11 protein-coding genes are annotated in these 14,184 nt (G+C 70.9%); 7 read left to right on the top strand and 4 right to left on the bottom strand.

Annotated features, from left to right (window positions below; all coding sequences use genetic code 11):
• Entirely contained in the window at positions 1–1,377 is a 1,377-nt protein-coding gene (locus WMF46_RS22645) for a DUF1552 domain-containing protein (protein WP_437987491.1), read from the bottom strand.
• Positions 1,374–3,074 carry a DUF1592 domain-containing protein gene (locus WMF46_RS22650; protein WP_437987492.1) on the bottom strand — a complete coding sequence of 567 codons (1,701 nt, stop codon included), beginning with the start codon at positions 3,072–3,074 and terminating at the stop codon, positions 1,374–1,376. The genes WMF46_RS22645 and WMF46_RS22650 overlap by 4 nt, the downstream gene beginning before the upstream one ends.
• Before the next feature lie 535 nt (positions 3,075–3,609).
• Here WMF46_RS22650 and WMF46_RS22655 point away from each other — a divergent pair.
• From WMF46_RS22655 to WMF46_RS22670, 4 genes are all read left to right on the top strand, one after another.
• Entirely contained in the window at positions 3,610–4,422 is an 813-nt protein-coding gene (locus WMF46_RS22655) for an alpha/beta hydrolase (protein ID WP_437987493.1), read from the top strand.
• Between the two features lie 104 nt (positions 4,423–4,526).
• On the top strand, positions 4,527–6,314 hold the full coding sequence (locus tag WMF46_RS22660; protein ID WP_437987494.1) for a hypothetical protein: 1,788 nt from the start codon (positions 4,527–4,529) through the stop codon (positions 6,312–6,314).
• Positions 6,315–6,322: 8 nt separating this feature from the next.
• Positions 6,323–6,481 carry a hypothetical protein gene (locus WMF46_RS22665; RefSeq protein ID WP_437987495.1) on the top strand — a complete coding sequence of 53 codons (159 nt, stop codon included), beginning with the start codon at positions 6,323–6,325 and terminating at the stop codon, positions 6,479–6,481.
• A gap of 92 nt (positions 6,482–6,573) precedes the next feature.
• Positions 6,574–7,806, top strand: coding sequence for a GNAT family N-acetyltransferase (locus tag WMF46_RS22670; RefSeq protein ID WP_437987496.1), 1,233 nt, complete (start codon positions 6,574–6,576; stop codon positions 7,804–7,806).
• 99 nt (positions 7,807–7,905) lie between these two features.
• Here the strand turns inward: WMF46_RS22670 and WMF46_RS22675 are convergent, their stop codons facing one another.
• The gene (locus WMF46_RS22675) at positions 7,906–8,769 is read right to left on the bottom strand and encodes a LysR family transcriptional regulator (RefSeq protein WP_437987497.1); all 864 of its coding nucleotides are present in this window, start codon (positions 8,767–8,769) and stop codon (positions 7,906–7,908) included.
• Between the two features lie 413 nt (positions 8,770–9,182).
• On the opposite strand from WMF46_RS22675, the gene WMF46_RS22680 reads away from it, so the two are divergent.
• Entirely contained in the window at positions 9,183–10,436 is a 1,254-nt protein-coding gene (locus tag WMF46_RS22680) for an acyl-CoA dehydrogenase family protein (protein WP_437987498.1), read from the top strand.
• Between the two features lie 203 nt (positions 10,437–10,639).
• On the opposite strand, the gene WMF46_RS22685 is transcribed toward WMF46_RS22680, so the two are convergent.
• Positions 10,640–12,046: an MBL fold metallo-hydrolase RNA specificity domain-containing protein gene (locus WMF46_RS22685; protein ID WP_437910623.1), complete on the bottom strand. Its 1,407-nt coding sequence runs from the start codon at positions 12,044–12,046 to the stop codon at positions 10,640–10,642.
• 468 nt (positions 12,047–12,514) lie between these two features.
• Here WMF46_RS22685 and WMF46_RS22690 point away from each other — a divergent pair, with 468 nt between their 5' ends.
• A complete protein-coding gene (locus WMF46_RS22690) occupies positions 12,515–13,093 on the top strand; it encodes a superoxide dismutase (protein WP_437987499.1) in 579 nt (192 codons plus the stop codon).
• Positions 13,094–13,363: 270 nt separating this feature from the next.
• The gene (locus tag WMF46_RS22695; RefSeq protein ID WP_437987500.1) at positions 13,364–14,176 is read left to right on the top strand and encodes a phytanoyl-CoA dioxygenase family protein; all 813 of its coding nucleotides are present in this window, start codon (positions 13,364–13,366) and stop codon (positions 14,174–14,176) included.
• The last annotated feature ends 8 nt before the right edge of the window (positions 14,177–14,184 follow it).

Raw genomic sequence — 14,184 nt, forward strand, 5'->3', positions numbered from 1 at the left:
TCAGGCAACGATTGCGTCGACTAGCCCGCCTTCGAGGCTCTCGTCGCCGAAGTTATCGAGCGGGCCGCCCTGGCCGTTCGTGCAGCCGACGGCCGCGCCGATCGTGTTGAGCAGCTTGTTGTTGGTGACCCGCTGGTCGATGAACTGGCCGGTCTTCAGGTAACCCGCGGCGCCGCCGGCGAGGATGAACGGGACCCTGGAGTAGGAGTGGTACTTGTCGGCATTGTCGTTGAGCCACACGGCCACGCCGCGATCGAGGAGCGTCCCCGAGCCGAGATCGTAGGACGAGAGCCTGTCGAGCAGGTGCTTGAAGATCCGCGCGTGGATCCGGTCGATCTGGTGGTGCAGCTCCTGCGCGCCCTCGATCGGCGGGCCGACTTCGCCGTCGCCGTCGATGCGGTGAGAGATCTTGTGGTAGCTCTTCTGCCGCACGCCGTGGATCGTGTACTCGGTCCCGTCGTTGCCGTCGCCGACCTGCAGGGTCGCCGCGCGCGTCGCGCCGCACGCCATCGCGAGCGCGATGATGTCCATCTGCATGCGGGCGACGGTCTCCACGTTCTCGGATCTGCCGACGTCCGGGGAGATCGCCTCCATCTCCGCGACCCGCTCCGGCGGGAGCGCGCAGGCGAGCCCGACCTCGAGGTCGCGGATGCTGTCGAAGTGGAGCTGCAGCCGCTCGCGGTCGCCCTGGCTGAGGTCCGTCCGGCGCATCAGCGCCTGCATCTGCTCCCGGACCAGGTCGTTCACGCTGGCGCGGCGCGCGGCCAGCGCCTTCGCGGCCGCGGCGTCCACCTCGGCGAGCCCGAAGAGCTTCTGGTACGCCTTGTACGGGTCGCGCTCGGCGGCGCGCAGCTGCTTCGGCCCGCGGTACGAGAGCACCTCGTTGATGTAACCGGACTTCCTGCCTGCGTAGAGCGTCAGCGGCTCGACGCCCGCCGGGTTGAGCTCGGTCGCGATGCGGTTGTCGATCGACTCGCCCATCGCCAGCGACTCGTTGCCCGCCGGATCCTCCGACACCTGCGCGGCCGTCAGGCACTGGTTGCCGCCGCCGGAGTGGCCGCAGCCGTTGCCCGGGAACGCGAAGCGGACGCCGCGTACCAGGATCAGCTGGCTCGCGTAGTCCTTGAGCTCGCTGACCGCCCGATCGGCGTCCGCGGCCATCGACTCGGCGGTCAGCGGGCCCGGCGCGCTGGGCCAGAACATCTCCGGCTCATCGCCGACCTGTTGCGCGACGCCGTTGGCCTGGCGCATGAAGATCGCGAAGGGCGGCGCGTCCCCCTCGCCGGCCGCGGCGCGGCGCGGCGCGAACGTCTCCAGGAACGGGAGCGCCACCGTGACGCCGAACAGGCCTCGAAGCACACGTCGTCGGGTGATCATGGCGCCTCCGTGGGAACGCGAGCGAGGAAGGGAGTGGAGGAGACGATCCGGACGATGAGCTCCTTGGTCGAGGCGCCGCCGCGCGACGCCTCGCCGAGCTCCTCGACGAGCGCCCGGTCTTCCGCGCGCGCGCCGCGGCCGTGGGTGAACTCGAGCCAGCGCTCCGCGTAGCACCCGTGCGCCTCGCTGCTCTCGGCGAGGAGCCGGCTGAACTCGACCGCATCCGCGTAGCTCCTCGGCTGGCCGCCGAGCGTGTAGACGTCCGCGGAGTTGACGGGCGCGCCGTTGTCGGTCGCGCGGTACTTGCCGATCGCGTCGTAATGCTCGAAGGCGAACCCGGCGGGGTTGATCAGCAGCCCGTGGCACGACGCGCCGCACGTCCCCTTGCCCGTGTGCGCCTCGACGCGCTCGCGGTTGGTCGCGAGCTCGCCCGGCGGCAGCGAGGTCGCGTCGTCGGGCGGCGGCGGCAGCGTGGCGCAGAGGATCCTGAGGTTCACGAAGACGCCGCGGTGGATCGAGTCCGGCTGCCGCGCCGTCGCCTTGGCCGCGAGGAAGCCGAGGCGCGTGAGCAGCCCCGAGCGCTCCCCCTCGTCGAGCTCCACGCGCTTGAACTCGTCCGAGAAGTCACCCTCGACGCCGTAGACCGCGGCGAGGTGATCGTTCACGAACGCGGTGCGCGCGGTGAGCAGGTCGGTGAGCCCGCCCTCCTCGTCGAAGACGACGTGATCCACGAAGAGCTCCGCCTCGCGCTGCATGTCGTCGCCCATCTCGGGGACGAACTCGGGGTAGAGCGCCTGATCCTTGTTGAGGTCGTGGTACTGCTCGTAGTCGTAGAGCTGCCGGTGGAACGCGCCGACGACCTCGCGGGCGCGCAGGTCGTCGAGCATCCCCCCGGCGTAGGCGCGGACGGCGTCGCGGGTCGAGAGCTCGCCCGCCTTCGCCGCCTCGAGGAGCGCGTCGGAGGGCATCGTGTTCCACAGGGTATAGGCGAGCCTGGTCGCGATCTCGTGTCCGCCGAGCGGGATGAGCCCGCCCTCCGCCGGCCCGGCGCCGATCTCGACGCGGTAGATGAAATGGGGGGACTGCAGAAACGCCTCGAGCGCCGCGCGGACGCCCGCGGCGAACGGGTCTTCGCCCTCGAAGAGCTCCTCGCCGCGGTGGAACAGCGCGACGTACGCGTCCCGCTCCTCGTCCGTGAGCGGCCGCCGGAACGCCCGCTCGCCGAACCGCTCGACGAACGCCTGCGCCCGCGCCTCCGGCGCGTCCGGCAGGTCCGCGGGCACGATCCGACCGAGCTTGCCTTGGTCGGCGGTCACCATCGCCGCGAGCTCCTCGGCGGCGCGCTGGTAATCGCCCCATAGGCCCGGCGTCACAAGGAGCGCAGCCTCGTTGTTGTCGAACACGCCGCCGAGCGGGTCGCTCGTGAACGACGCCGAGAGGCCGGGCCGGTCGTCGAGGCGCAGGAGGTCGCGCACCGTGTTCTCCCACTGCGTGTGGGTCAGCCGCGGAAACATGCTGCGCTCTGCGACCTCGGGCCCAGTCGGCGCGCCGGGAATGACGCCATCCCCGTCGCCTTCCCGCGGATCACCCACGGCGCCCGTACACCCCGAGATCAGGAGCGCGGCCACGCTCAGCTGCGCGCCGAGCAGCCGCCGCCACCGCGGGAAGGCGGTCAATCGACAAGCCAGTGAGATCATCGAGCTCTCCTGATGAGCAGATCGATTGTGTACGCAGGAGACTCACCTCGGCCGCTACCGCGACGAGGTGGTCAATCGATAAGCCAGTGAGGTCGCCGACCTCTCCTGAAGAAAGGCTCCGAACAAATCCGGACTGCACCAGGCAGCCGACGGTGGGCGCAGCGCCGTGTGCCACGAGGCGCCCTGCTGAAGCAGGGCGACGCGGAGCAACGACGCGACGCGCCGACCATCGGCTGCCTGGCGACAAGAGGTTTCGTTCGCTCTAAGCCAAGCTGCGAGATCCAGTTATGTAGGAAATACACTTTACTAACAACCCAAAAAAAATTTGGTTCATGGGCAGGTGCGCGACGATCGCCCTGGAGCAGACAAATCCAACGGCACCCAAAACTCTCCTTGCTCGTGTGTGTGATCTCCCATGCATGCCGGCCATGGCAGGAGATCTCGATGGCTGGCCAATCCTGCCGAGTCGGTGCGGTGTCGCCGCCGGGAAGTTCGCTGTTGCTGCCGAGCGGCGGCTTCAGCAAGCATCTCCTCGATGCGCCCCTCTCGCCTCCGCCGCTGCTACGCCTGGTCTGCGCTGGCGCTCGCGTCGCTCGTCTCGCTCGCCGCGTGCGAGCGACGGGCAGCCCCGACCGGGGGCGGCGCTGCGGGCACCGGGCAGCAGGCGCCTCCCGCCGCGCCGGCCGCGAGCGCGGCGGTCCCCGCCGCCGCGGTCGAGTACCTCGAAGAGATCACGGGCGGCGCGGACCGGAGCGAGGCGCTCCCCCTGGTCGTCGCGATTCACGGGCTCGGCGACAGGCCCGAGTCGTTCACGGGTCTGCTGTCGGGCGCCGACGTCAAGGTGCGCCTCATCGTGCCGCGCGGGCTCACGCCGTACGGCGGCGGCTACTCGTGGTTTCCGCTCCAGCAGGCGCTCGCGAGCGATGAGGTGGGACAGGGCATCTTGCGCGCGGCCGCCGCGCTCGCGGCGACGATCGAGCGGGTCGCCGCCGAGCGGCCGACGCGGGGAAAGGCCATCGTGACCGGCTTCTCCCAGGGCGGCGCGCTCACGTTCGCGCTCGCCCTGCACCACCCGGGCGTGGTCGGCGCCGCCTTCCCCATGGGCGGCTGGGTCCCCTCGGCGGTGCTGCCCGGCGCAGGCGCGGCGGCTCCAGCGCTCGTCGCGCTGCACGGCGAGGATGACCGGCGCGTCCCCATCGGCCCGACGCGCGACGCGATCGCGGCGCTCGAGGGACGCGGCGTCAAGGCGAGGCTGGTGAGCTACCCTGGCGTCGGCCACACGGTGAACGGCGAGATGCGGCGCGACCTCCTGCAGCTCATCCGCGGCGCCGCCGCCGAGATGCGCTGACGGCCGTCCGGGCATAGCCACGGGCCTCGCCCTCACCCGCCCGGATGCGCTGTTTCCAGGGGCTCTACACGGCGCGCGCGACCTACCCTACGTTGTGAGCCCGAATGAAACCGGATCCTTCCGATCGCTTCGCGCGGTGGCTCAGCCACCCTCGCTTCTTCACGGCTGTCTTGCTCCTCGCGCTCGCCCTGGCGCTGCCCACGGTGGCGATCGCCTTCTATGCCGATGACTACATCCTGCTCTGTTACCTCGCGAAGCTGATCCCTGGCTCGCCTCCCTGGTACGATCTCTACAACTTCTTCCCCGGCGTTCCGGAGGAGACACGGGCTGCCGTCTCCATCTCCGGGCTGCCGTGGTGGACCGATCCGGAGCTCAGGATCCACCTTGTCCGCCCCCTGGCGAGCGCGCTGTTCACGCTGGAGCGCGCGGTCTTCGGCCACGCCCCGCTCGGGTACCACCTTGTCTCGATCGGGCTCTACGTCGCCCTGGTCGCCGCCGTCGGCAGGCTGTTCCTGCGGGTGCTCCCGGGCGCGACCGCGGCGCTCGCCACGCTGATCTTCGCGATCAGCGGGAACCACGTTCACCCGGTCGGCTGGATCGCGTGCCAGCACCTGCTGCTCGCGGCGCTCCCGGTGGTGCTCGGGCTCCTCGCCTATCTCCGCTACCGCGAGGAAGGGTGGCGGCCCGGGCGGTACCTGGGCCCGCTCGGGCTCGGGATCGGGCTCCTCGGCGGCGAGGCGGCGCTCGGCGGGGCGGCGTACTGGATCGCCTATCAGCTCGCCGGTCCCGTGCCGCCGGGCCGCGCAGATGGCCTTCGCGCCCGGGTGTCCAGCGTGCTCCCGGCGCTCGGCCTCCTCGTGTACTTCGCCGCGTACAAGGCGTTCGGCGGCGGCGCCGCGCATACCGGCGGGTATATCGACCCGCTCAACAGCCCCCTCGCCTTCGTGGCCGCTGCGGCGGAGCGGCTGCCCATCCTGATCGGCGGCGCCCTCGTGGCCGTGCCCGCGGATCTCTCCGTCCCGCTCCCCAAGCTCCCCTTCATCGCGGTCGGGCTCGCGGCGGCCGCCGGCGTCGCCCTCCTCTACCGCGCATGCCTCCCCGCGGTCCCCGAGCGCGAGCGGGCCGCCTTGCGCTGGCTCGTCCCCGGGGCGCTCCTCGCGTTCTTCACGAGCCTCGGGGGCTTCCCCGGGTCGCGCCTGCTGCTGATGCCGGGCCTCGGGATCGCGCCGCTCCTCGCCGTCGTCGTCCTGCGCGGGCTGCGCCGCGCCCCCTCGCCCGGGGCCGCGTCATGGCCCCGCCGCGCCGGCACCGGGTTCCTCGCCGCCGTGCACCTCGGGATCGCGCCGCTCCTGTTCCTCGCCGCCACGTCGTCGAGCATCGATATCGCGCGCAAGCTCGAGGACATCGCCCGCAGCGCGGAGATCGAGGCGCCGCCCCGCAAGCGGGTCTTCATCGCCGCCGCCTCGGATCCGATGGCGTCCTTGTACCCTCAGGCGATCCGCGCCCTGGAGTCGCCCGATTCGTTCTCCTGCTGGTCGATCCTCTCGATGAACAAGGGCACGCACCGCCTCACGCGCACAGGCCCGTCCTCGTTCTCCCTGGGGCGCATCGACGGGACGATGCTGACCGGTGCGTTCGAGACCCTCTATCGCGCGCCGTCCTCGCCGATCGCCGCGGGCTACGAGGTCGGCCAGTGCGGCGCCACGATCCGGGTCGCCGAGGTCGCGGACGGGAGGCCCGTGCGTCTCGAGGTCGACCTGGGCGCGCCGCTCGAGGATCCGGGGCTCGTCATCCTGGCGTGGCGCGACGGGAGGCTCCGCCGCGTCGCGCCGCCCGCGGTCGGCGAGGCCGTGGAGTTCCCCTGGTCGCCGGGCCCGATCGGGTTCTTCTGAGCTCTTCGATGGGAACCACGTCTCCGGAGAAGGGTTGTTCGCCAATCCATCGAAGGGTTGACGGCAAGGTCTCGCGGGCCGCGGCCGCCGCGGGGCTGGATCGGCGGTACCTGTACCGCCTGCTCCACCGGCACGGGCTGGGGCCGGAGCGCGAGCCGGAGGGGTAGCGCCGCGGCGTCAGAAACTTGGACAGGGTCGGCGGGGTCCGGATACGAGGGACCATGCTCGATCCCACGCCGTGGGCGAACCACTCCTACCGATGGCGGGTACGCTCCTGAAGACTCCGTCCCTCACCGTCCGCTCCCCCGCTCCGGTCGCCGACGCGACGGCGGTGATCGAGATCGCGGCGCGCACCTTTGGCAATTACGCGAGCTTCCGCGCCGACTGCGCCGCCTGGTACGTGAACCACAGCCACTATGACTGGGACGCCTCGGTCATCGGGTTCCTCGGTGACGCGATGGTCACGCACTGGGGCGTGTGGGGTTACCGGATGCGGATCGGTCGGGCGGAGGTGCGCTGCGGCGGCATCGGCGCGGTGGCCACCGAGGCGGCCCACCGCGGGAAAGGGCTCATGGCCCGCACGGCTCCGCACAGCCTCGACCGCATGCGCGCCCGCGGCTATCACCTCTCGATCCTGTTCGGGATCGACGACTTCTACCACCGGTTCGGCTATGTGCCGGCCTGGCCCGAGTCGCGGTGGCGCGTGAAGCTCGCCGACCTCCCGGCCACGCTGCCTCGGCTGCGCGGCCTGCGCCGGATCCCCGCGGCGCCCACGCCGGGGCTTATGCGGCTGCACAACCGGTGGAACGCCGGCCTCACCGGCACGGCGGTGCGGCCAACCTTTCTGCGCTCGTGGAGCGGCATGCGCAAGGACGTCGAGGCCTGGTGCTGGGGCGCCGATCGAGAGCGCCCCGAAGGGCATGTCGTCGTCGAGGCGGGCAGGCTCCGCCTCGTGTGCGCCGAGGCGACCGGCGCGCCGGACGCGGCGCTCTCGGCGCTCGGGGCCCTCTGCCGGCGGAAGGCGCTTCCCGAGCTCCGCTTCGACACGCTCCCCTACCGTTCGGCGCTCGCCGCGCGGCTCCGGACGCTGAACAGCCGCTACGAGCAGCGGTATGCGGCCAACGGCGCCGCGATGGTCCGGGTCGTCGACCTCCTGGGATGCCTCGCGGCGATGGCGCCGGAGCTCTCGGCCCGGCTCGCCGCGTCCGAGCTGGCGGGCTACCGCGGCGCGCTCACCCTCGCCAGCCCCGAGGAGACGGCGACGCTCCGCCTCGACCGCGGCCGCGTCGAGGTCGCCCGCGGGCGCAGCGCCGCCGGGGCGCGCAGCGCGGTCGGCGGCGGCTGGGCGGTGGCGCGGCTCCTCCTCGGCTCGGACGCGCCGCTGGAGGTGTGCGACGCGGGGAAGCTCCGGCTTACCGGAGACGCCGCCCGGCTCGTCCCGGTGCTCTTCCCGGCGCAGCACCCGCAGCTCACGCTGGCAGATCGGTTCTGAAGGCCGCCGGCTCGTTCGTCTCCACCCCACCTGATACAAGGCCGGTGTACCGACATCGCATGTCGCAGCAGAGGGGGTACCACCCGCGCCCGCGCAGGGTCACGACGGCGCGGCGTCGACCTCGATGGGTCGGCTGGCCAGGAGGTCGTCGAGCAAGGTGCGCAGCGCGACCGATTGGCTGGCGGCGCGGGTGTACAGCGCCGTCGCTTGAATCACCGGCAGCTCGACGTCGGGGAGCAGGCGTACCAGCGTTCCTCGTTCCAGGTCACGCAACACGAGGAACTCGGGCATGAAAGCGATGCCCAGCCCGGCCCTCGCGGCGTCCCGCGTGACGATCATGTTGCCGGTGCTCATGCGCCAGGGGACGCGCACGGTCTCCCCGCCGACTTTCCACTGCACGATATCCGGCCGCGTGACGACGGCGGCGTGCTGGGCGAGGTCGGCTGGCCTCCGGGGCATGTCGTGATGCTCCAGCCAGCTCGGCGAGGCGACGATGACCATGGTGACGTCGGCCAGCTTGTGGCTGATCAGCTCGCTGTCCTCGATCGCCCCCATCCGGATGGCGAGGTCGTAGCCGCCGTTGACCAGGTTGACGCGCCCGTCATGGAGATGCAGGTCGATGCGGACCGCCGGATAACGCCTCATGAACGAGAGCAGGCGGGGCGCGATCGCCGCCTGGCCATAGGCGACGGGCGCGGTGACGCGCAGCAGCCCGGAGGGAGCCGCATGGAGGCTCTTGACCTCGGCGGTCGCCTGCTGCGCCTCTTGAACGATGGGCTGGACCTTGTCGAAGAAGCGCCTGCCCGTATCCGTCAGGCTGAGCGCGCGCGTGGAGCGGATCAGCAGCGGCGCGCCGAGCCGCTTCTCCAGCAGCGCGAGGTTGCGGCTGAGGGTCGCCTTGGGCAGCCCGAGCGCCCGGCCGGCCGCGCTGAGCGAGCCTTCCTCGACGATGCGCACGAACATCGACAGACCGGACAGATCATCGGGCTCCCTCAACGTTCCACTCCTCGAACGCGGCCGTTCCAGGGCGCCCTCTGGCGCCGTCGCGGGCATCTTCGCATACTCTGGACGTGATCCTAAGCGTGGCGGCGCCAGCGCGGCGTCCCGCCTCGCGGCGATCCGCGCCGATCCGCGGCGCTGCCAGTTCCCCCGAGGCCCCAGAGGGCGCAGCGCGCGCGCCGTCGGCTCCGCCCTGCCACGACGGCCGCGCGTGCGGCCATCCATGCAGCCGCTGGCCTGGCTGCAGGGGCGAGGTCGTCAGCGCTCTTCGTGTTCGCTTCGATGTCGGCCCGATTCGTCGCGCCGACGCGCGTGCCCCTGGCCGCGCCGATCGGGTCGCGCCAGCCGGCCAATCTTCGCCCCGCGAGGCATAACCTATGAGTCTCGAACACTCCTCGATCAGAACCGTGGCCATGAAGGCCCCCGGTCGGATCAGCCCCGCCGCCGACGCGCCGTCGCTCGAGAGCCTGGTCTCCACTGCGCGCGAGCTCGTCCCTCGCCTCCGCGAGCGGGCCCAGCAGACGGAGATCGAGCGCCGCGTCTCGGAGGAAACGAACCAGCTCTTCCATCACGCTGGCTTCTTCCGGCTGATGCAGCCGGCTCGCTACGGCGGCTATGAGTACGGCTTCACCGCGCTGCTCGACGTGATCAGCGAGATCGGGCGGGGCTGCACCTCGTCCGCCTGGGCGTGCTCGCTCGGGGCCATCCACCAGTGGCTGCTCGGATTGTTCCCGGCGCAGGCGCAGGACGACGTGTGGAGGGAAAGTCCCCGGGCCATCCTGTGCGGCTCCTACTCGCCCGTCACCTCAGCGCAGGCGGTGGATGGCGGGTACCTGATCCAGGGCAAGTGGCGCTTCGCCTCGAACATCGACAACTCACAATGGGCCATGCTGGGCGTCCAGCTCCCGAAGGAGAGCGACGCCGCCCCCAGCGCCGGCTTCTTGCTCGCGCCCCGCTCCGACTGGTCGATCGAGGACGACTGGTACGTCGCGGCTCAAGCTGGCACCGGGTCCAAGACCGTGGTCATCGACAAGCCGACCTTCGTCCCGGGTCATCGGAAGCTCACCTTCGCGGAGGCCGCGTCCGGTGCGCCTCCCGGGGCCGCGGTGAACCCCAACCGTATCTACAGCATCTCCTTCCTCTCGGCGATCCCCGTCTGCCTCGTGGCCCCGCTCCTGGGTACCGCCCAAGGCGCCATCGACGCCTTCATCGATCTCTGTGAGAACCGCCTCACGCGCGGCGGCATCGGGGGCGCGGGGGCGCTCCTGAGCCAGTTCGCTCATGTCCAGTCGCGCCTGGCCGACGCCGCCGCCGCCGTGGACGCGGCGAGGCTCGTCCTCGACCGCGACATCACCGAGGTGGAGCTGACAGCAGCCCAGGGGAGGTCCGTGAGCGTCGAGAAGCGCATCCGCAACCGGCGAGGCCACGCCTACGCGGCGAAGCTGTCGCACGCCGCCATTCAGTCGTTGTTCTCGTGCGTCGGTGGCAGCAGCTTGGCGCTCGGTCAACCCATCCAGCGGATGTGGCGAGACGGCAACGCGATCGCGCAGCACATCACGCTCAACTGGGACGCCGTGTCCACGATGGTAGGCCAGCACATGCTGGGCCTCGAGCCGAAGGGGGCCTACTGAAGTACGTGGCGATACCCGGAGCGGCACCAGACGGCGTCTCCGTACCGATCGTGAACGAGGACCCCAGCACGCCCGCCGCCTCCACCGTCCCTTCCCCGACAGCAGCATTCCGGATGAGGTGCCGGTGTTCGGCGGGCGACCCGGGCACGCCCGCGGCTCACACCGCAGGGCGCAGCACGGCCACGATCACCGGCCACGACCGGTCAGGCGATCTCCAGGAGATCACCGGGCGCCGGGATGACGACCTCGCCGTGCCCGCGCGCGCGGAGCATCTTCGCGAGGACCTCCTGCGCCCGCGGCTCGCCGTGGACGAGCGCGATCTTGCCGAGCGGGCCGCGCTCGCGGCAGCGGTCCGCGTAGCGGAGCAGGTCGCCCTGATCGGCGTGCGCGCTGAAGCCGTTCAGGACCACGACCTCGGCCCGACGGTCCCGCTCCACGCCGAAGATCCTCACCCGCGATCGTCCCTCCACGAGCCGCCGGCCGAGCGTGTGCTGCGCCTGATAACCGACGATGAGGATCGTGTTCTTCGGGTCCTCGATCCCGGCCTTCAGGTGGTGGAGGATCCTCCCCGCCTCGCACATGCCGCTGGCCGCGATGACGATCGAGGGCTCGGGCTCGGCGTCGATCGCCTTCGAGCCCGCGACGTCCTCGACGTAGCGAAGATCCTCGAAATCGAAGGGCGATCCTGAGCCGCGGAGGAGCGCGCGCGTCTCGACGTCGAAGCACTCGGGGTGGAGCCGGAAGACGTCGGTCAGCTTCACCGTGAGCGGCGAGTCGACGTAGACCGGCAGCGGCGGGATGCGGCCGTGCCGGCGGAGCTTCTTGAGCGCGAAGATCACCTCCTGCGCGCGCTCGAGCGCGAACGTGGGAATGTAGAGCTTGCCGCCCCGCTCGGAGGTCCGCCGGACGACGCGCGCGAGATCCTCGTCGAGCTCGTCGGTCCCCTCGTGCAGGCGATCGCCGTAGGTGCTCTCGCAGACGAGCACGTCCGCGCGCTCGGCGACCTCGGGATCGCGCAGGATCGGGCGCTCGTAGCGGCCGAGATCGCCCGTGTACGCGACGCGCCTGTGGGCATCGCCCTCCACGACGTCGAGCAGCGAGACGGCGCTGCCGAGCACGTGGCCCGCGTCGAGGAAGGTGAGCCGTACGCCCGGCGCGATCTCGATCGGGTGGTGGTAGGGCGCGGCGACCAAGCGGGAGATCGCCTCGACAGCGTCGTCGTCTTCGTAGAGCGGCTCGACGCGCGGCTCGTCGCTCCCCTGCTTCTCGGCGCGGCGGTTGAGGTAGCGCGCGTCGGAGACCTGGATCGCGGCGGCGTCGCGCAGCATCACGGCCGCGAGATCGCGCGTCGCCGGGGTCGCGTAGATGGGGCCCTCATAGCCGTTCTTCACGAGGATCGGCAGGGCGCCGGAGTGATCGATGTGCGCGTGGGAGAGGACGACGGCGTCGATCTCGTGGATGGGGAGAGGGAGGTGGCGGTTGCGCTCGAACGACTCGGCGCGGCGGCCCTGGTAGAGGCCGCAGTCGAGCAGGACGGTCGCGTCACGCGTCCTCAGGAGGTGCATGGATCCGGTGACGGTCTGGGCGGCGCCGATGAACTCGAGGTGCACGGGCTCGATGATAGCAACCGCGCCGACAGACCGGACAGATCATCGAGCTCCCTCGATGTTCCGCTCCTCGAACGCGGCCGTTCCAGGGCGCCGTCTGGCGGCGTCGCGGGCATCTTCGCATACGCCGGACGTGCATCGATGCCTTCCTCGATCTCTGTGAGAGCCGCGTCACGCGCGGCGGCATCGGCGGCGCCGCGCGCCGTCCGCTCTGGCAGCCGCTGAGCCCGCTGGCCGGGAGGCCGTCTCTCCAAATGGATGGAAAACTGCCAACTCATTGGCAAGGCGCCACGCGCGCCCACCGGGGTTGCTATGCTGCCGCCGGACCCGGCGACGTGGAGCGGCCGTCTGGCCGCGAAGCGCGGGCGTTCGATCCGAGGCTGGAGCGCCACCCGAAGGTCTTCGCCGAGCTACTCACAACGGGCTGCGACGAGCGCGTAGCCGTCGACACGCAACACGAGGAACAGAACCATGACCTTCACTCTTCCCGAGCTCCCCTACTCCAAAGACGCGCTGGTCCCCCACATCTCGGCCGAGACGCTCGACTTCCACCACGGTAAGCACCACAACGCGTACGTCACGAAGCTGAACGAGCTCGTGGCAGCGGACGCGGCGCTCGCGGGCAAGAGCCTCGAGGATCTCGTCCGCACGACGTCCGGCGCGGTCTTCAACCAGGCAGCTCAGGTGTGGAATCACACGTTCTACTGGCACAGCATGAAGCCGCAGGGCGGCGGTGAGCCTCCCGCCGCGCTCCGTGCGGCGATCGACGAGGCGTTCGGAAGCGTGTCGTCGTTCAAGGAGAAGTTCACCGCCGCGGCCATCGGTCAGTTCGGCTCGGGCTGGGCCTGGCTGGTGAAGAACGGCTCAGGCAAGCTGGAAATCGTGCAGACGGGCAACGCCGGGAGCCCGCTCACGGAGGGCAAGACGCCGCTGCTCACGTGCGACGTGTGGGAGCACGCGTATTACATCGACTACCGCAATGCCCGGGCGAAGTACGTCGAGGCATGGTGGAACCTGGTGAACTGGGACCACGCCGCCTCGAAGCTGTGACCGGCGCGCTCCCGCGAGAGCGGCGTCGAGGCCGCTCTGTGTCAGGCATGAGGGCGACCAGCCTGAGCTGATGCAGAGCGGGGCCGCGCGGGCGTCGGCCTCGTGAGGCCGAGATCACTCGCCCGTCCCGCGCACGTGGGCCGGGCGCCTGGAGCGCCGCACTCTCCTCCGAAGACGATGATTCCGGCGACGGCGGGATGGAGATGAACCGGCGGAGAGCGAGCGCTGAGCTTGACGACTCCGCTCGATCCACCAAGCTCGGCCCGAGCCATGAGCCACGCCCGCCACACCAGCGCCGAGATGGATGAGCTTGCCCGCGCAGCGCAGCGCGATGGGTTCTGCCTGATAAAGAACCTCCTTCCGAAGAGCCTGCTGCGCTCGTGGCGTGAGGCCTTCGCGCCGCTCCTCGACGCCCACATCGCGCGTGAGGGGCACCTCAAGAACCGGGGGCACGGTCGCTATTACGTGACGCTCCCGTTCAAGGCCCCCTTCGCGGAGCCGCGCATCTACGAGGACGAGACGATCCTGGGTGTGGTGGAGCGCCTCGTCGGGGCCGACATGACCATGGTCCAGCTCGCGACCGACACCCCGCTCCTCGGGTCCGACTACCAGGACGTCCACCGCGACACGCCGCCGCTCTTCCCCGAGACCGGGAGAGAGACACCCGCGTTCCAGCTCGCCGTCAACTTCCCCCTGGTCGACGTCACCGCCGAGAACGGCCCGATCGAGATCGCCCGCGGCACGCACATGCTCTCCAAGGCCGAGGGGATGCGGCGCCTCGAGCAGGGTGAGGTCGCGCTCGAGCCGATCGCCATGGAGCTCGGCGACGTCATGGTCCGCGACGTTCGCGGACTCCACCGCGGGACCCCGAACCGCTCGCGCGAGCCGCGGCCGATGGTCGTCATCGGCTACAGCCGCCGCTGGCTCTTCCGCCCGGAGGTCTCGATCCGGGTGCCCCGCGAGAGCCTCTCCCACCTGTCCGAGCGGGCGAAGCGCATGCTCCGCTTCAATCCCATCGTCGAATCGCTCGACGCGCCCGAGGAGACTGAGGAGGCCGAGGTCTACCAGGCCTTCGCCTACTGACGCGCGAG

The organism is Sorangium sp. So ce117 (assembly GCF_051524395.1).
GTDB lineage: Bacteria > Myxococcota_A > Polyangia > Polyangiales > Polyangiaceae > Sorangium > Sorangium cellulosum_B.

Bases quoted from the DNA above. Each gene is read 5' to 3' on its own strand.
- WMF46_RS22645 (WP_437987491.1), bottom strand. From the start codon at position 1,377: ATGATCACCCGACGACGTGTGCTTCGAGGCCTGTTCGGCGTCACGGTG.
- WMF46_RS22650 (WP_437987492.1), bottom strand. From the start codon at position 3,074: ATGATCTCACTGGCTTGTCGATTGACCGCCTTCCCGCGGTGGCGGCGG.
- WMF46_RS22655 (WP_437987493.1), top strand. From the start codon at position 3,610: ATGCGCCCCTCTCGCCTCCGCCGCTGCTACGCCTGGTCTGCGCTGGCG.
- WMF46_RS22660 (WP_437987494.1), top strand. From the start codon at position 4,527: ATGAAACCGGATCCTTCCGATCGCTTCGCGCGGTGGCTCAGCCACCCT.
- WMF46_RS22665 (WP_437987495.1), top strand. From the start codon at position 6,323: ATGGGAACCACGTCTCCGGAGAAGGGTTGTTCGCCAATCCATCGAAGG.
- WMF46_RS22670 (WP_437987496.1), top strand. From the start codon at position 6,574: ATGGCGGGTACGCTCCTGAAGACTCCGTCCCTCACCGTCCGCTCCCCC.
- WMF46_RS22675 (WP_437987497.1), bottom strand. From the start codon at position 8,769: ATGTTCGTGCGCATCGTCGAGGAAGGCTCGCTCAGCGCGGCCGGCCGG.
- WMF46_RS22680 (WP_437987498.1), top strand. From the start codon at position 9,183: ATGAGTCTCGAACACTCCTCGATCAGAACCGTGGCCATGAAGGCCCCC.
- WMF46_RS22690 (WP_437987499.1), top strand. From the start codon at position 12,515: ATGACCTTCACTCTTCCCGAGCTCCCCTACTCCAAAGACGCGCTGGTC.
- WMF46_RS22695 (WP_437987500.1), top strand. From the start codon at position 13,364: ATGAGCCACGCCCGCCACACCAGCGCCGAGATGGATGAGCTTGCCCGC.